This is a genomic window from Streptomyces sp. NPDC016677, assembly GCF_055562815.1.
Genome location: NZ_JBVHEO010000001.1, coordinates 922,996 through 939,128, shown reverse-complemented (window position 1 = coordinate 939,128; position 16,133 = coordinate 922,996). Strand labels below are relative to the sequence as shown.

At 74.5% G+C, this 16,133-nt stretch carries 15 protein-coding genes; 9 read left to right on the top strand and 6 right to left on the bottom strand.

Annotation, left to right across the window (positions count from 1 at the left end):
- Positions 1–27: 27 nt before the first annotated feature.
- From ACZ3IG_RS04120 to ACZ3IG_RS04105, 4 genes are all read right to left on the bottom strand, one after another.
- The gene (locus ACZ3IG_RS04120; RefSeq protein WP_467428769.1) at positions 28–711 is read right to left on the bottom strand and encodes a response regulator; all 684 of its coding nucleotides are present in this window, start codon (positions 709–711) and stop codon (positions 28–30) included.
- Positions 708–1,997 (bottom strand): sensor histidine kinase, encoded by a 1,290-nt coding sequence (locus ACZ3IG_RS04115; protein ID WP_467428767.1) that lies wholly within the window; start codon positions 1,995–1,997, stop codon positions 708–710. The genes ACZ3IG_RS04120 and ACZ3IG_RS04115 overlap by 4 nt, the downstream gene beginning before the upstream one ends.
- A gap of 79 nt (positions 1,998–2,076) precedes the next feature.
- A complete protein-coding gene (pspAA, locus tag ACZ3IG_RS04110) occupies positions 2,077–2,364 on the bottom strand; it encodes a PspA-associated protein PspAA (protein WP_467428765.1) in 288 nt (95 codons plus the stop codon).
- 20 nt (positions 2,365–2,384) lie between these two features.
- Entirely contained in the window at positions 2,385–3,170 is a 786-nt protein-coding gene (locus ACZ3IG_RS04105) for a PspA/IM30 family protein (RefSeq protein WP_467428763.1), read from the bottom strand.
- Positions 3,171–3,473: 303 nt separating this feature from the next.
- Here ACZ3IG_RS04105 and ACZ3IG_RS04100 point away from each other — a divergent pair, with 303 nt between their 5' ends.
- From ACZ3IG_RS04100 to ACZ3IG_RS04090, 3 genes are all read left to right on the top strand, one after another.
- Positions 3,474–4,097: a DUF3043 domain-containing protein gene (locus tag ACZ3IG_RS04100; protein ID WP_467428761.1), complete on the top strand. Its 624-nt coding sequence runs from the start codon at positions 3,474–3,476 to the stop codon at positions 4,095–4,097.
- Between the two features lie 86 nt (positions 4,098–4,183).
- Positions 4,184–4,921, top strand: a complete 738-nt coding sequence (locus ACZ3IG_RS04095) for a class I SAM-dependent methyltransferase (protein ID WP_467428759.1) — start codon at positions 4,184–4,186, stop codon at positions 4,919–4,921.
- A 256-nt stretch (positions 4,922–5,177) separates the two neighbouring features.
- Positions 5,178–6,230, top strand: coding sequence for a S1C family serine protease (locus ACZ3IG_RS04090; protein ID WP_467428757.1), 1,053 nt, complete (start codon positions 5,178–5,180; stop codon positions 6,228–6,230).
- Positions 6,231–6,266: 36 nt separating this feature from the next.
- Here ACZ3IG_RS04090 and ACZ3IG_RS04085 read toward each other — a convergent pair whose 3' ends face one another.
- Positions 6,267–6,479: a hypothetical protein gene (locus ACZ3IG_RS04085; RefSeq protein WP_215165812.1), complete on the bottom strand. Its 213-nt coding sequence runs from the start codon at positions 6,477–6,479 to the stop codon at positions 6,267–6,269.
- Between the two features lie 149 nt (positions 6,480–6,628).
- Here ACZ3IG_RS04085 and ACZ3IG_RS04080 point away from each other — a divergent pair, with 149 nt between their 5' ends.
- Positions 6,629–7,828: a bifunctional adenosylcobinamide kinase/adenosylcobinamide-phosphate guanylyltransferase gene (locus tag ACZ3IG_RS04080; protein WP_467428755.1), complete on the top strand. Its 1,200-nt coding sequence runs from the start codon at positions 6,629–6,631 to the stop codon at positions 7,826–7,828.
- Here ACZ3IG_RS04080 and ACZ3IG_RS04075 read toward each other — a convergent pair.
- Positions 7,804–8,616, bottom strand: a complete 813-nt coding sequence (locus ACZ3IG_RS04075; RefSeq protein WP_467428753.1) for a methyltransferase domain-containing protein — start codon at positions 8,614–8,616, stop codon at positions 7,804–7,806. The two genes, ACZ3IG_RS04080 and ACZ3IG_RS04075, sit on opposite strands and share 25 nt — an antisense overlap.
- A gap of 151 nt (positions 8,617–8,767) precedes the next feature.
- On the opposite strand from ACZ3IG_RS04075, the gene cobT reads away from it, so the two are divergent.
- From cobT to sucB, 5 genes are all read left to right on the top strand, one after another.
- Positions 8,768–9,877, top strand: a complete 1,110-nt coding sequence (gene cobT / locus ACZ3IG_RS04070) for a nicotinate-nucleotide--dimethylbenzimidazole phosphoribosyltransferase (RefSeq protein WP_467428751.1) — start codon at positions 8,768–8,770, stop codon at positions 9,875–9,877.
- Positions 9,874–10,653: an adenosylcobinamide-GDP ribazoletransferase gene (locus tag ACZ3IG_RS04065; RefSeq protein WP_467428750.1), complete on the top strand. Its 780-nt coding sequence runs from the start codon at positions 9,874–9,876 to the stop codon at positions 10,651–10,653. Before cobT ends, ACZ3IG_RS04065 begins: the two co-directional genes overlap by 4 nt.
- A 208-nt stretch (positions 10,654–10,861) precedes the next feature.
- Positions 10,862–12,409 (top strand): leucyl aminopeptidase, encoded by a 1,548-nt coding sequence (locus tag ACZ3IG_RS04060; protein ID WP_467428748.1) that lies wholly within the window; start codon positions 10,862–10,864, stop codon positions 12,407–12,409.
- Positions 12,410–12,781: 372 nt separating this feature from the next.
- Complete coding sequence (gene lpdA / locus ACZ3IG_RS04055) at positions 12,782–14,170, top strand: dihydrolipoyl dehydrogenase (protein ID WP_467428746.1); 1,389 nt, start codon at positions 12,782–12,784, stop codon at positions 14,168–14,170.
- 63 nt (positions 14,171–14,233) lie between these two features.
- On the top strand, positions 14,234–16,042 hold the full coding sequence (gene sucB, locus ACZ3IG_RS04050) for a 2-oxoglutarate dehydrogenase, E2 component, dihydrolipoamide succinyltransferase (RefSeq protein WP_467428744.1): 1,809 nt from the start codon (positions 14,234–14,236) through the stop codon (positions 16,040–16,042).
- Positions 16,043–16,133: the final 91 nt, after the last annotated feature.

The window sequence follows — 16,133 nt, the reverse complement described above, 5'->3', positions numbered from 1 at the left end:
TCCGGCCGCAGTACGGCCGTGCCTGGGTCACTCCACCCTTGGACGGACCAGTCCCGATTCGTAGGCGATGACCACCAGTTGGGCCCGGTCGCGGGCGCCCAGCTTGCCCATGGCCCGGTTCACGTGGGTCTTCACGGTGAGCGGGCTGACCGCCAGGCGCTCGGCGATCTCGTCGTTGGAGAGCCCGCCGGCGACCTGCGCCAGCACCTCCCGCTCCCGCACGGTCAAGGTGGCCAGCCGTTCGGAGCGGGCCGGGTCGCGGTCCTCGTCCAGACCGCCGTCCTGGGCGAGGAAGCGGGCGATCAGGCCCTTGGTGGCGACCGGCGACAGCAGCGCCTCGCCGCCCGCCGCGACGCGTATGGCGCTGAGCAGTTCCTCGGGTTCGGAGCCCTTGCCGAGGAAGCCGGAGGCGCCCGCGCGCAGCGACCGCACCACGTAGTCGTCGACCTCGAAGGTGGTCAGGATGACCACGCGGACGGCGGCGAGCTCCGGGTCGGCGCTGATCATGCGGGTGGCGGCGAGACCGTCGGTGCCGGGCATCCGGATGTCCATCAGGACCACGTCGGCCCGCTGCTCCTTGGCCAGCCGCACCGCCTGCGCGCCGTCGGACGCCTCGCCCACCACCTCCATGTCGGGCTCGGAGTCGACCAGCACCCGGAAGGCACTGCGCAGCAGCGCCTGGTCGTCGGCGAGCAGGACACGGATCGTCATACGGGGTCCTTCGCGGCGTCTGTTCGGTTCTGGGCCGGGCTTCCCGCGGGCTTCCCGGCGGGCTTCCCGGCGGGGGACGAAGCCGGTTTCCCGACCGGAAGGATCGCATGGACGCGGAAGCCGGCTCCGTGCCGGGGGCCGGTGGTGAGGACGCCGCCGACCGCGGTGACCCGCTCGCGCATGCCGAGCAGCCCGTGCCCCCCGCCCGGAGCGGCCGAAACGGCCGGTTCCGCCTGTCCGGCGCCGTCGTCGAGCACGGTGATCTCGATGTCCGGTCCCACCCTCACGACGCTGACCTCCGCCTTCGCCCCAGGGCCCGCGTGCTTCTGCACATTGGTCAGGGCCTCCTGGATGACCCGGTACGCGGCGAGGTCGACGGCGGTGGGCAGTTCGGTGCCCTGGTCGGCGCGGGCGGTCTCGACGTGCAGGCCGGCGCTGCGGAAGGTGCCGGCGAGTTCGTCGAGGCGGTCCAGGCCCGGAGCGGGTTCGGTCGGGGCCTCCGGGTCGCCGGACTGGCGGAGCAGGCCGACGGTGACGCGCAGTTCGTCGAGGGCGGAGCGGCTGGCCCGCCGTACGTGGGCGAGGGCCTCCTTGGCCTGGTCGGGCCGCTTGTCCATGACGTGCGCGGCGACCCCGGCCTGCACGTTGACCAGGGCGATGTGGTGGGCGACGACGTCGTGCAGGTCCCGGGCGATGCGCAGCCGTTCCTCGGCGACCCGGCGGCGGGCCTCCTCCTCGCGGGTGCGCTCGGCCTTCTCGGCCCGGTCCCGGATGGCCTGGACGAAGGCCTTGCGGCTGCGGACCGCGTCCCCGGCGGTGGCGCCGATGCCGGTCCAGGCGAGGACGGCGAGGTTCTCCTGGGCGTACCAGGGCAGGGGGCCGGCGAGCATGGCGGCGCCGGTGAGCACGACCATGGTGAGCAGTCCCGTCCGCCAGGTGGTGGACCGGTCGGTGCCGGCGGCGACGGTGAACAGGGCGATGACGGCCGACATCACGACGGGCGCGCGGGGGTCGCCGGTGACGCACTCGACGAGGGAGAAGCCGCCGGTGAGCGCCAGGACGGCCAGCGGGGCGCGGCGGCGCAGGACGAGGGCGGCGGCGCCCGCCGTCATGAGGACCAGGCTGAGCGGGTCGGGGGTGCGCACGGCCCAGGAGACGCCGTCGGGGCCGTGCGGGTCGATGAAGGAGGCGGAGACCATGCACACCAGGACGGTCACCGCGAGGGCGGCGTCCGTGGCGGTGGGGTGGGCGCCCAGTCGGCAGCGGGCGCGGGTGAGTGTGCTCACGGCTGTCCACGGTAGCGGTGCGGGGGCCGGCGGGTCCGGTGCCCGGCGTGGGCGCGACCACCGGGATGACCGCCGCCGCTCAGGCGCCACCGCCCGGGATCAGCCCGTCGTCGCCGAGCAGTTCCCGTACGTCCTCCAGGGTCGCGTCCTCGGCGGGGAGGATCAGGTCGGACGGCTCCAGGGAGTCGTCGGGCAGGGGCGTGCCCAGTTCGCGGACCTTGGCGAGCAGGGCGGTGAGGGTGCGGCGGAAGCCGGGGCCGTCGCCGCCCTCCATCTCGGCCAGGAGCTCGTCGTCCAGCTTGTCCAGCTCGCTGAGGTGGCCGTCGGCCAGCCTCACCTGCCCCTCCCCCATGATCCGTACGATCATGTCGCCCTCCTCGGCGTGGGCTACTGCTTGTCGAAGCGCGGAGTGTCCTGCGGCTGCTGCTGGGGCTGCTCGCTCTGGGCGCCGCCCTCGATGGCCTGCTTCCCGGAGGTGGAGCCTCCGGCCAGCTCGGCCTTCATCCGCTGGAGCTCCAGCTCTACATCCGTACCACCGGAGAGCCGGTCCAGCTCGGCCTGGATGTCGTCCTTGTGCATGCCGGACTGGTCGTCGAGGGCGCCGGAGGCGAGCAGTTCGTCGATCGCGCCGGCCCGCGCCTGGAGCTGGGCGGTCTTGTCCTCGGCCCGCTGGATCGCCAGGCCCACGTCGCCCATCTCCTCGGAGATGCCGGAGAACGCCTCGCCGATCCGGGTCTGCGCCTGGGCGGCGGTGTACGTGGCCTTGATCGTCTCCTTCTTGGTGCGGAAGGCGTCGACCTTGGCCTGGAGCCGCTGGGCCGCCAGGGTGAGCTTCTCCTCCTCGCCCTGGAGGGTGGCGTGCTGGGTCTCCAGGTCGGTCACCTGCTGCTGGAGGGCGGCGCGACGGGAGAGCGCCTCGCGGGCCAGGTCCTCGCGGCCCAGCGCGAGCGCCTTGCGGCCCTGGTCCTCCAGCTTCGACGACTGCGACTGGAGCTGGTTGAGCTGGAGCTCCAGGCGCTTGCGGCTGGTCGCCACGTCGGCGACACCGCGGCGCACCTTCTGGAGCAGCTCCAGCTGCTTCTGGTACGAGTAGTCGAGGGTCTCGCGCGGGTCCTCGGCCCGGTCAAGGGCCTTGTTCGCCTTCGCGCGGAAGATCATCCCCATACGCTTCATGACACCGCTCATGGGCTTCGCGCGCCCCCTTCTGACGGACTCCAGCTCCAGCACCTGCGACAGAACCCACAGTACGGGCCCTGCATCCATTACCGCACTGTTCGGGGACGGATGCGCTCATCCCCAAGGACGACTGCGTACGCTCCTGATCCGGCGTGAGGAGTAGGTGGCCCCCGGTCTCCGGGGCACCTGCGGGACGCGCCCGGATGTGTCCGGGGCGCACCCGGGGTGTACGCAACCGTCCCCTCTGTCCCCTGAGAGACGAACGGTGTTGCGGGATCGTTCCCCACCGGACTGACGTCCATGCGCCGTGAGCGCTTACCCTTGGGTTTTGTGTTCCGTAGCCGTGCCAAGGAAGAGAAGGCCGCGACCGTGGCGTCGCCGACCGACTCCAGTCAGCCCCGCGACCCGCAGGCCCCCAAGGGCCGCCCGACGCCCAAGCGCAGCCAGGCCCAGAGCCAGCGGCGCAGTGTCGCGAGTACGCCGATGACGCGCAAGGAGGCCGCCAAGCGCCAGCGCGAGGAGCGCCGTACCGCTCTGGAGCGCCAGCGCCAGGCGCTCGCCAGCGGCGACGAGCGGTACCTGCCGGCCCGGGACAAGGGCCCGGTCCGCAAGTTCGCCCGGAACTTCGTCGACTCGCGGTTCAACATCGCGGAGTACTTCCTGCCGATGGCCGTGGTCATCCTGGTGCTGAGCATGGTCCAGGTGGCGTCGCTGCAGAACGTCGCGCTGCTGCTGTGGCTGGTCGTGATCGTGCTGATCGTGCTCGACTCGATCGTCACCGGTGTCCGGCTGAAGAAGGCCCTGCGGGAGCGCTTCCCGGACGAGAACAAGCGCGGCGCGGTCGCCTACGCGCTGATGCGCTCCCTCCAGATGCGCCGGCTCCGGCTGCCGAAGCCGCAGGTCAAGCGCGGGGAGCGGCCCTGAGCGGGATTCCGTTCGCCGGGGACGCGGCGGCGGTCCGCCTGGACGGCCCCGGCGGCGGTCTGCGGGACGTCGTACGGCAGGAGCTGGTGGCCCGGCAACTGGACGAGCAGCTCGTCGGGCGGTTCCCGGTGGGCCGGCGGCTGCGGGTGCTGGACGTCGGCATGGGGCGGGGCACCCAGGCGCTGCGGCTGGCACGGGCCGGGCACCAGGTGACCGGCCTGGAGCAGGACGCCGTACTGATCGCCGCGGCCCGCGAGGCCCTCGCCGGGCAGCCGCAGGGCATCCAGGACCGGATGCGGATCATCGAGGGCGACGGCCGGGACACCGGCGTCCACTTCCTGCCGGGCAGCTTCGACGTGGTGCTGTGCCACGGCGTGCTGATGTACGTCGAGGAGCCCGACCCCCTGCTGGCGGGGATGGCGCGGGTGCTCGCCCAGGGCGGGCTGCTGTCGCTGGTGGTCCGCAACGGCGACGCGCCGGCGATGCGGCCGGGCCTGACCGGCCGGTGGGCGGACGCCCTGGCGGCCCTGGAACCGGCCGCGCAGGTCCCCCGTTCCCGTACCGACCCGGACGGGGAGGCGCCCCCGCGGGCGGGCTCCGGGGTCCGCGCGGACCGGCGGGCGGCGCTGACCGCGACGCTCGCGGGGATCGGCGCACCGCTGCACGCCTGGTACGGCGTACGGGTCTTCACGGACACCGCGCCCGACGGCACACCGCTCCCGGACGACCTGGAGACGCTGCTGGCGGCGGAGGAGCGGGCGGGGCGCACCGATCCGTACCGCGGGGTCGCGGCGCTGCTGCACCTGTGCGGGGTGCGGGGCTGAGGGCACGGCGGTCGCGGCACCGGGCGCACCGCGCCCGTCCGGACGCCCGCCAGGACCGGGCAGCCGCGCCGCCGCCGCCCCCGAGCGGGACACACGGCCGCCGACCCGCCGGGCCCGCCGATCCCCACCCGGGCGGCAGGCACCTCCACACCCCCGGAGACACACCCCGGACCGGACCGTCCGGCGCCGGGGCGTCCCGCGCCCGTTCGGGTGCTCACCGGGGGCCGGGCGGGCGCCGTCTGGTGAGACTCGGGGCATGGACGTCCTCCACCGCCGTGCCGCCGCCTCCCTGACCGCTCTCGGCTGCTGCGCCGTCGTCCTCGCCGGGTGCTCGCAGGCCGGCGCGCCGCGCGAGCGGACGGCGCGGGCCGCGGCGCCGCGGGCCGCGCAGGGGCTGGAGAGCGACTACCGGCGGGTGATCGACGACGTCCTGCCGTCGGTGGTGCAGGTCCAGGGCGCCGAGGACCTGGGGTCCGGCGTGGTCTACGACGGTGAGGGGCACATCGTCACCAACGCGCACGTCGTCGGTGACCAGCGCGTCTTCCAGGTGACCACCGCGCACAGCGAGGACCCGCTGCCCGCCAGGCTGGTCTCCTCGTACCCCGAGCAGGACCTCGCCGTGGTGAAGCTGGACCGGGTGCCGGACGGGGTGAAGGCGGCCACCTTCGGGGACTCCGCGAAGGTCGCCGTGGGCCAGATCGTGCTGGCGATGGGCTCGCCGCTCGGGCTGTCCTCCAGCGTCACCCAGGGCATCGTCTCCGCGACCGGCCGGACCGTCACCGAGCGCGGCGACGGGGGCGGCACGGGCGCGACGCTGGCCAACATGGTGCAGACCTCGGCGGCCATCAACCCCGGCAACAGCGGCGGCGCCCTGGTGAACCTCGACGGGCAGGTGATCGGCATCCCGACGCTCGCCGCGACCGACCCGAACCTCGGCGGCGGCGCGGCGCCCGGCATCGGGTTCGCGATCCCGGCGTCGATGGTGAAGACGGTCGCCGGTCAGATCGTCCGGGACGGCGAGGTGACCGACTCGGGCCGGGCGGCGCTCGGCATCACCGGCCGTACGGTCGTCGACTCCGGGTACCGGGCCGCCGGGGTGGCCGTCGTCGAGGTGCGCGACGGCGGCGCGGCCGAGCGGGCGGGGCTGGAGTCCGGGGACGTCGTCACCGCACTGGGCGACAGCGACGTCACCACGGTCACCTCGCTCGCCGAGGCCCTGGCCCGGCTGCGGCCCGGGGACCGGACGACGGTGACGTTCACCCGCGACGGCGACGAGCGCACCGTGGAGGTGACGCTGGACGAGCAGTGAGCCGGGGGCGGCCCCGGACCGGCCGCCCCCGGCCGGCTACGCGTCCTCGCCGTGCAGGCTCATCGGACCGTAGATCTCCGTGGCGTCCTCGAAGAGCCGCACCTGGTCCGTGCCGCCCTCCTTGAGGTCCTTCCAGTACTCCCCGATCCACGACTCGGCGTCCCCTTGCGTCGTGAACTCCTCCGGCTGCACCGAGGGCTGGACCTCCGTCCCGTCGGCCGTCTCGAACCGCCACGTCCATGCCGCCATGTACGCCTCCCAGATGTGAGCACATGCGATGCGGTCACCGGATCTTGGTCCGGCTCCCGGTCGCAGCCTATGCGCTCGGCCGGGGACACAGGGGGCCGCTCAGGGGTCTCGGACGCGCAGGCCGGCGGGTGACCGGCGAAAATCGGTGCGTGGACGTGACTCTGCTCGGCACCGGTGCCCCCGCGGGACTCCCCCGCCCCGACTGTCCCTGCGCGGCCTGCGCCGCCGCCCAGGGCACGCACGCGCGCGCGGCGACCGCGCTGCTGGTGGACGGGGCGCTGCTGCTCGACCTGACACCGGGCGCGGTGTTCGCCGCCGCCCGGTCCGGGCGTTCCCTCGGCGGGGTGACCCAGGTGCTGCTGTCGCATCCGGCGGACGGCCCGGCGGTGGAGGTGCCGGCCGGGCTGCCGCAGCCGGGCCGGGTGCCGGACGGGCGGGAACTGGCGCTGCTGACCGGGCACCGGGTGCGGGCGGTGGCGATGGACGCGCCGGGCACGGGGTACGCGGTGACCGGCCCGGACGGACAGCGGCTGCTGTACCTGCCGCCGGGCGGCGCGCTCGCCGGTCTGGAGGAACCGGCCGGCGCCTACGACCTGGTGCTCGCGGACGTCGTGGGCCGGCCGGACGCGCTGGCCAGGCTGCGGGCGGTCGGCGCGGTGGGCCCGACGACGGACGTCGTCGCCGTGCACCTCGATCACGACGTGCCGCCGGGGCCCGAGCTGCGGCGCCGGCTCGCGGCGGCGGGGGCGCGGGCGGTGCCGGACGGGACGACGCTGACGGTGGGGGTGTACGAGGACGTGCCCGACGTACCGCGCCGGGCGCTGGTGCTGGGCGGGGCCCGGTCCGGGAAGTCGGTGGAGGCGGAACGGCGCCTCGCGTCCTTCCCCGACGTGCTGTACGTGGCGACGGGCGGGACGCGCGGCGGGGACACGGAGTGGGCGGCGCGGGTGGCCACGCACCGGGAGCGGCGCCCGGGGTCGTGGCGCACCGCCGAGACCTGTGACCTGGTGCCCCTGCTGGCGCAGGACGGCCCGCCCCTGCTCATCGACTGTCTGTCGCTGTGGCTGACGGACGCCATGGACGCCGTGGGGGCGTGGGACGACGACCGGTGGGCGGACGGCGGGCAGCGGGAGCTGCGGGAGCGGACCCGGGCTCTGACCGAGGCGGTGCGGGCCACCCGGCGCACGGTCGTCGCGGTCTCCAACGAGGTGGGCTCGGGCATCGTGCCGGCCACCGCCTCGGGGCGCCGTTACCGGGACGAGCTGGGCCGGCTCAACGCCGCGTTCGCCGCCGAGTGCGAGCAGGTGCTGCTGGTGGTGGCCGGTCAGGCGCTGGTGCTGCGGGACTGAGGCGGGGTGCGGGGCCGGGCGGGGACGGGGACGGGGGGTTGGGAGAGGGCGCGGGGCGGGGCGGGGGTGCGGGCGACGACCCGGCGGCGGCCGGCGGGGGTCAGCAGGACGCAGCCGCGTTCCCGCAGTTCGGCGCGGAGGCGGGCGGTGGCCCGGGTGCCGGGCGGGGAGGCGAGCGGGCCGCGCGGGCCGGTGACGTCGACGAGGAGGTGACCACCGGGACGCAGGGCGCGCAGGGCGGCGCGCAGTTCGGCGCGCGGGTCGGGGCTGCGCTCCAGGTGGCGAACGCTGACGACGTCGTAGCGGGCGCGCAGCCGGGCGGCGAGGTGCGGGTCCGTCAGACGGCCGACGTACGCCTCCTCCACGAGGTCGGCGGCGCGGGCGCGCAGCACGCGGTGGGTGGGGTCGACGCCGTCGAAGGAGGTGTACGGGAAGTACCGTCGCGCGGCGCGCGGGAAGCGGGCGTCGCCGGTGTCCAGGTCGAGCCAGCTCTCCGGCTCGGGGCAGTGCCGCAGCAGCGCGCGGGCGGCCGACAGGTGCCGCAGGCCCGCGACGGCCCGTGCGGCGGTGCCGTCCCGGCCGTCCGGTCCGGGCGGCGGGTTGTGGAAGGCGTGCCGGCAGTCCCGGCAGGTGACGAGGACGGACCGGTCCGGCGGGGCGTAGAGGTGCGGGCCGGGGCGCAGGCGCCGGGAGCCGCACCAGGGGCAGTCCGCGCGGCGGGGCGCGTACCGGGGGGCGGGCGGGACGGCGTGCAGCGGTGCGGCCGGGGGTGACGGCGGGGTGGACACGGGCGGCTCCCTGTCTCGGCACGGAGGAAGAGGCGACAATCTCCGCGAAACGGAACGTATGGGATGCCTGTCCCGGGAGCCAAGACGGCGCTCGGACGGGCGGGACATGTGCCCTCGGACGCACCCGGCCGGGGCCGGTACTGTTCGGCGAATGAGCTCGCTGAATCTCGACGACTTCACCGACCTGATCGAGCGCCCGGACGGCGGGGTACGCCGTGACGCCGAGGCCCGCCGGGCCCGTCAGGCCGTGCCGCCCGGGGCGCTGGGCCGCCTGGACGACCTGGGCGAGTGGCTGGCCGCGGCGCAGTCGGCCGTACCGGTGCGGCCGGTGGAACGGCCGCGGCTGGTGCTCTTCGCCGGCGACCACAAGGTGGCCGAGCTGAACGTCTCGTCCCGGCCCGCGGGCAGCGCCGGCGAGCTGGTGCGCGAGGTGCTGGAGGGCGGCCGGCCCGTGTCCGTGCTGGCCCGGCGGCTCGGCGTGCCGGTGCGGGTGGTCGACATGGCCCTGGACTGCGACCCGGAGTCGCTGCCCGCCGAGGTCGTACGGCACCGGGTGCGGCGGGGCGGCGGACGGATCGACGTCGAGGACGCCCTCACCCTGGAGGAGGCGGAGGCCGCCTTCCGGGCGGGGGTCGCGGTGGCCGACGAGGAGGCCGACTCCGGTACCGACCTGGTGGTGCTCGGCGATGTGAGCGTGGGCGGGACCACCGCGGCCGGTGTGCTGGTGGCGGCGCTGTGCGGGACGGACGCCTCGGTGGTGACCGGACGCGGCGGGCAGGCCATCGACGACCTCGCCTGGATGCGCAAGTGCGCGGCGATCCGGGACGGGCTGCGGCGGGCGCGGCCGGTCCTCGGGGACCAGCTGCGGCTGCTGGCGACGGTGGGCGGGGCGGACCTGACGGCGATGACCGGGTTCCTGCTGCAGAGCGCGGTGCGGAAGATGCCGGTGATCCTGGACGGCGTGGTGACGGCCGCCTGCGCGCTGGTCGGGCAGCGGATCGCGTTCCGCGCGCCGGACTGGTGGCTGGCCTCGCACGACAGCGGGGAGCCGGGGCAGACCAAGGCGCTGGACCGGATGGCCCTGGAACCGGTGCTGGCCCAGGGCGTGCGGGTCGGTGAGGGCGCGGGCGGTCTGCTGGCCCTGCCGCTGGTGCAGGCGGCCGCGGCGCTGGCGGCGGAGCTGCCGGAGCGGGCCGAGGACGCGGCGGAGGACGAGGCGGAGCACCAGGCGCAGGACGAGGCGGAGGTCTCCGGAGCGTGACCGGCGCCGGCTGGGACGGCCCGCGTTTCGCGTTCGGGACGCTCACCGTCTTCCCCGTCAGGGTGAACCGCTGGGACCGGGGGGCCGCGCGGGGCGGCATGCTGTGGGCACCGCTGGCCGGGATGGCGGTCGGGGGGTGCGCCGCCGCCCTGGGGCTCGTCCTGCTGCTCCTCGGCGCGGGGCCGCCGCTCGCCGCCGTCGCCACCGCGGCCGTACCGGCGGTGCTCACCCGCGGACTCCATCTGGACGGACTGGCCGACACCGCGGACGGGCTCGGCAGCGGCAAGCCCGCCGAGGACGCGCTGCGGATCATGAAGCAGTCGGACATCGGGCCGTTCGGCGTGCTCGCCCTCGTGCTGGTGCTGCTGGCCCAGGTGGCCGCGCTGGCGCAGGCGTACGGCGACTCCTGGGCCCGGGGCGCGCTCGCCGCCGTGGTCTCGGCGGCCGTCGCCCGGCTGGCGCTGACGCTGGCCGCCCGCACCGGCGTACCGGCCGCCCGCCCGGAGGGGCTCGGCGCCGCGGTCGCCGGGGTGGTGCCGGCGCGCGGCGCGCTGGGCACGGCCGCCGCCGTCACGGTGGCCGCCGCCGCGGCGGGCGCGGCCCTCGGACCGGCGGACGCGGCCCGGACCGCCGTCGCCGTGCTCCTCGCCCTGGGCGCCGCCGAACTGATGCTCCGTCACTGCGTGCGCCGCTTCGGCGGGGTCACCGGCGACGTCTTCGGCGGCCTCGCCGAGACCGCGGCCACGACGGCTCTGGTGGTGCTGGTCCTCGGCTGACACGGGGCCACGAGCGTAGGCTCGTGCGGGGTTTCGGCACCGCCCAGGTGGAGACCGCGTCGCAGGAGGGATCTAGGGTCGGGTTCGGGCCCGGTCGACCCACCGCGTTCGGCCGCACACCGGACTTCACCCGAATCCACCGGAAAACTTCACCGGAGACCCGGAAAACCGGAGACCGGAAAACAGACGGAAGCGAGATTTCACCACCGTGACTGCTCTCACTCTCAGCACCGCCGCGGCGCCCGGCCTGCGGGCCGACGCGATCGTGATCGGTGTCGCCAAGGGCTCCGCGAACGGCGGCCGGAGCCTGGTCGTGGCTCCCGGCGCCGAGGCCGTGGACAAGGCGTACGACGGCAAGCTGGCCGGCGTTCTGGAGACCCTCGGCGCCTCGGGTGCCGAGGGCGAGGTGACGAAGCTGCCCGCGCCGGCCGGCTTCAAGGCGCCGCTCGTGGTGGCGGTGGGCCTGGGCGCCGAGCCCGGGAAGGACGCCGGTTACGACGGCGAGGCCCTGCGCAAGGCCGCCGGCGTCGCCGCCCGCGCCCTGGCCGGGACCAAGAAGGCCGCCTTCGCGCTGCCGCTGGCGGACGCCGCTGACGCCGGCGCGGTCGGCGAGGGCGTGCTGCTGGGCGCGTACTCCTTCGACGCGTACAAGGACAAGGGCGGCAACGGCAAGGACAAGAAGGCCAAGAACGGCAAGGCGCCGCTGGCCGAGGCCGCGCTGCTGGGCGGCAAGCCCCGCGACAAGGCGTACAAGGCCGCCGTCGAGCGGGCCGCCGCCGTCGCCGAGGAGCTGAACCGCGCCCGCGACCTGGTCAACACCCCGCCGAACGACCTGAACCCCGAGGCGTTCGCCGCGATCACGCAGGCCGCCGCCAAGGAGCACGGCATCAAGGTGCAGGTGCTCGACGAGAAGGCGCTGACCAAGGGCGGCTACGGCGGCATCCTGGGCGTCGGCTCCGGCTCGGCGTCGACGCCGCGGCTGGTGAAGCTGTCGTACACCTCGTCCAAGGCGAAGAAGTCCCTGGCCTTCGTCGGCAAGGGCATCACCTACGACTCGGGCGGCATCTCGCTCAAGCCGGCCGGGCACAACGAGACGATGAAGTGCGACATGAGCGGTGCGGCGGCGGTCTTCGCCGCCGTGGTCGCCGCCGCGCGCCTCGGCCTGGAGGTCAACGTCACCGGCTGGCTGGCGCTGGCCGAGAACATGCCGTCGGGCTCCGCCGTCCGCCCGGGTGACGTGCTGCGCATGTACAGCGGCAAGACGGTGGAGGTGCTCAACACCGACGCCGAGGGCCGCCTGGTGCTGGCCGACGCGCTGTGGGCGGCCTCCGAGGAGGAGCCGGACGCGATCGTCGACGTGGCGACGCTGACCGGCGCGATGATGCTGGCGCTGGGCAGCCGGACGTTCGGGATCATGGCCAACGACGACGCGTTCCGCGCGGCGCTGCACGAGGCCGCCGAGGAGGTCGGCGAGCCGGCCTGGCCGATGCCGCTGCCGGAGCACCTGCGCAAGGGCATGGAGTCCTCGACGGCCGACATCGCCAACATGGGTGAGCGGATGGGCGGCGGGCTGGTGGCCGGGCTGTTCCTGCGGGAGTTCGTGGGCGAGGGGATCACCTGGGCGCACCTGGACATCGCCGGGCCGGCGTTCAACGAGGGCGGGCCGTTCGGGTACACGCCCAAGGGCGGTACGGGGTCCGCGGTGCGGACGCTGGTGCGGCTCGCCGAGCGGGTTGCCGTCGGCGATCTCGGGTGACGGGCGCCTGAGAGCCCGGGACCGAAGGGGCGCGGGCGGCTGCGGGTCCGATGTGGTTGACCGCGCAGTTCCCCGCCCCCTGGGTCGGCCGGTCGCCTCCGCGCAGTGACGTGCCGGCACCGGTCGCGCCCACGCGGCGGAGCCGCAGACCGGACACAGCCGCGCCCCTGGGGCGGCACTGCCGGGCCGGCGTGCTCAAGTGAACGTGGGGCGTCTCACACACCGGCCCCGCGTCTCGTACCCCCTCCGCGGGTGCGAAGATGGGTCCCGGCAGGACAGGGCCCCACCAAGGGCCGAAGAACGAGCGGCCGGACACCAGCCGCCGACCGGTCACTGGAGACCGGCGTGGCGCACATGCATGGAGGACGTGACGTGGCGAACGACGCCAGCACCGTTTTCGACCTAGTGATCCTCGGCGGTGGTAGCGGTGGTTACGCCGCGGCCCTGCGCGGGGCGCAGCTGGGCCTGGACGTCGCCCTGATCGAGAAGAACAAGGTCGGTGGTACCTGCCTGCACGTCGGCTGCATCCCCACCAAGGCGCTGCTGCACGCCGGTGAGATCGCCGACCAGGCCCGGGAGTCCGAGCAATTCGGCGTGAAGGCCACCTTCGAGGGCATCGACATGCCGGCCGTCCAGAAGTACAAGGACGAGGTCATCTCCGGCCTCTACAAGGGCCTGCAGGGGCTGATCGCCTCCCGCAAGGTGACGTACATCGAGGGTGAGGGCCGGCTCTCCTCCCCGACCTCGGTGGATGTGAACGGTCAGCGTGTCCAGGGCCGCCACGTCCTGCTGGCGACCGGCTCCGTGCCGAAGTCGCTGCCGGGCCTGAACATCGACGGCGACCGGATCATCTCCTCCGACCACGCCCTCAAGCTGGACCGCGTGCCGAAGTCCGCGATCGTGCTGGGCGGCGGCGTGATCGGCGTCGAGTTCGCCTCCGCGTGGAAGTCCTTCGGCACCGACGTCACCATCGTCGAGGGCCTCAAGCACCTCGTCCCGGTCGAGGACGAGAACAGCTCGAAGCTGCTGGAGCGCGCGTTCCGCAAGCGCGGCATCAAGTTCAACCTGGGCACCTTCTTCCAGAAGGCCGAGTACACCCAGGACGGTGTCAAGGTCACGCTGGCCGACGGCAAGGAGTTCGAGGCCGAGGTCCTGCTCGTCGCCATCGGCCGCGGCCCGGTCTCGCAGGGCCTGGGCTACGAGGAGGCCGGGGTCGCCATGGACCGCGGCTACGTCCTCGTCGACGAGTACATGCGGACCAACGTCCCCACCGTCTCCGCCGTCGGTGACCTGGTCCCGACCCTCCAGCTCGCGCACGTCGGCTTCGCCGAGGGCATCCTGGTGGCGGAGCGGCTGGCCGGTCTGAAGACCGTGCCGATCGACTACGACGGCGTCCCCCGGGTGACGTACTGCCACCCCGAGGTCGCCTCCGTGGGCATCACCGAGGCCAAGGCCAAGGAGATCTACGGTGCGGACAAGGTCGTCGCCCTGAAGTACAACCTGGCGGGCAACGGAAAGAGCAAGATCCTCAAGACCGCGGGCGAGATCAAGCTCGTCCAGGTCAAGGACGGTGCCGTGGTCGGCGTCCACATGGTCGGCGACCGTATGGGCGAGCAGGTCGGCGAAGCCCAGCTGATCTACAACTGGGAGGCGCTGCCCGCCGAGGTCGCGCAGCTCATCCACGCCCACCCGACGCAGAACGAGGCCCTCGGCGAGGCCCACCTGGCCCTCGCGGGCAAGCCGCTCCACTCCCACGACTGACCTCCCTCGGTCACTGGGCGCGACGACACAGACTTCCGCAATTCGTAAGGAGCAACCGAAACCATGGCGGTTTCCGTAACCCTTCCGGCGCTCGGCGAGAGCGTCACCGAGGGCACCGTCACCCGCTGGCTCAAGGCCGAGGGTGAACGCGTCGAGGCCGACGAGCCGCTGCTCGAGGTCTCGACCGACAAAGTCGACACCGAGATCCCGGCACCCGCCTCCGGCGTGCTGTCCTCCATCAAGGTCGCCGAGGACGAGACGGTCGAGGTCGGCGCCGAGCTGGCCCTGATCGACGACGGCACCGGAGCGGCCGACGCCACCCGGCCTGTGGCTGAGGCGGCCGAGCCGGCCCCCGAGCCCGCCCCGGCCGCCCCCTCCACCGAGCAGGCCGCCCCGGCGCCCGCTCCGACCCCGCAGGCCGCGTCCGGCGGCGGCTCCGCCGAGGGCACGGACGTCGTCCTGCCCGCGCTCGGCGAGTCCGTCACCGAGGGCACCGTCACCCGCTGGCTGAAGCAGGTCGGCGAAGAGGTCACCGAGGACGAGCCGCTCCTTGAGGTGTCCACCGACAAGGTCGACACCGAGATCCCCGCCCCCGCCTCCGGCACCCTGCTGGAGATCGTGGTCGGCGAGGACGAGACCGCCGAGGTCGGCGCCAAGCTCGCCGTCATCGGCGCGGCCGGTGCCGCTCCCGCCGCCCCGGCCCAGGAGGCCCCGGCCGCCCCGGCGCAGCCCGAGCCGACGCCCGCCCCGGCCGCCCCGGCCCCGGCTCCGCAGGCGCCGACCACCCCGGCCCCGCAGCAGCAGGAGACCCCGGCGCCCGCCCCGGCCCCGGCCGCTCCGGCGCCCGCTCCGGCCCCCGCGCCCGCTCCGGCTCCGGCCGCGCAGGCCCCGGCCGCGCAGGCCCCGGCCGCTCCCGCCGCCGCCCAGCCGGTCGACGACGGTGCCTACGTCACCCCGCTGGTGCGCAAGCTCGCCGCCGAGAACGGCGTCGACCTGTCCACCGTCTCGGGCACCGGCGTCGGCGGCCGTATCCGCAAGCAGGACGTCATCGCCGCCGCGGAGGCCGCCAAGGCCGCCGCCCCGGCCCCGGCCGCGGCTGCCGCCCCCGCCGCCCCCGCCGCCAAGAAGGCGCCGAAGCTGGAGGCGTCCCCGCTGCGCGGCCAGACCGTGAAGATGCCCCGCATCCGCAAGGTCATCGGCGACAACATGGTCAAGGCGCTGCACGAGCAGGCGCAGCTGTCCTCGGTCGTCGAGGTCGACGTCACCCGTCTGATGAAGCTGCGCGCCCGCGCCAAGGACGCGTTCGCGGCTCGTGAGGGCGTCAAGCTCTCCCCGATGCCGTTCTTCGTCAAGGCGGCGGCCCAGGCGCTGAAGGCGCACGCGCCGATCAACGCCAAGATCAACGAGGCCGAGGGGACCATCACCTACTTCGACACCGAGAACATCGGTATCGCGGTGGACTCCGAGAAGGGCCTGATGACCCCGGTCATCAAGAACGCCGGCGACCTCAACATCGCCGGTATCGCCAAGGCCACCGCCGACCTGGCGGGCAAGGTCCGGGCCAGCAAGATCACGCCGGACGAGCTGTCGGGCGCGACCTTCACCATCTCCAACACCGGTTCGCGCGGTGCGCTCTTCGACACGATCATCGTGCCGCCGGGCCAGGTCGCGATCCTCGGCATCGGCGCGACGGTCAAGCGTCCCGCCGTGATCGAGACGGAGGAGGGCACGGTCATCGGCGTCCGCGACATGACGTACCTGACCCTGTCCTACGACCACCGTCTGGTGGACGGTGCCGACGCCGCGCGTTACCTGACCGCGGTCAAGGCCATCCTGGAGGCGGGCGAGTTCGAGGTCGAGCTGGGCCTCTGACCTCACGGTCCTCAGCGGCGCCCCCGTCCGGAACACTCCGGGCGGGGGCGCCGCCGTTTCGGTCACACCCGGCGTGTAAGCCTCGTCTCAC

Excerpts from the sequence above, each read along its gene's own strand:
- ACZ3IG_RS04120 (WP_467428769.1), bottom strand. The coding sequence starts at position 711 with ATGACGATCCGTGTCCTGCTCGCCGACGACCAGGCGCTGCTGCGCAGT.
- pspAA (WP_467428765.1), bottom strand. The coding sequence starts at position 2,364 with ATGATCGTACGGATCATGGGGGAGGGGCAGGTGAGGCTGGCCGACGGC.
- ACZ3IG_RS04105 (WP_467428763.1), bottom strand. The coding sequence starts at position 3,170 with ATGAAGCGTATGGGGATGATCTTCCGCGCGAAGGCGAACAAGGCCCTT.
- ACZ3IG_RS04100 (WP_467428761.1), top strand. The coding sequence starts at position 3,474 with ATGCGCCGTGAGCGCTTACCCTTGGGTTTTGTGTTCCGTAGCCGTGCC.
- ACZ3IG_RS04090 (WP_467428757.1), top strand. The coding sequence starts at position 5,178 with ATGGACGTCCTCCACCGCCGTGCCGCCGCCTCCCTGACCGCTCTCGGC.
- ACZ3IG_RS04085 (WP_215165812.1), bottom strand. The coding sequence starts at position 6,479 with ATGGCGGCATGGACGTGGCGGTTCGAGACGGCCGACGGGACGGAGGTC.
- cobT (WP_467428751.1), top strand. The coding sequence starts at position 8,768 with ATGAGCTCGCTGAATCTCGACGACTTCACCGACCTGATCGAGCGCCCG.
- sucB (WP_467428744.1), top strand. The coding sequence starts at position 14,234 with ATGGCGGTTTCCGTAACCCTTCCGGCGCTCGGCGAGAGCGTCACCGAG.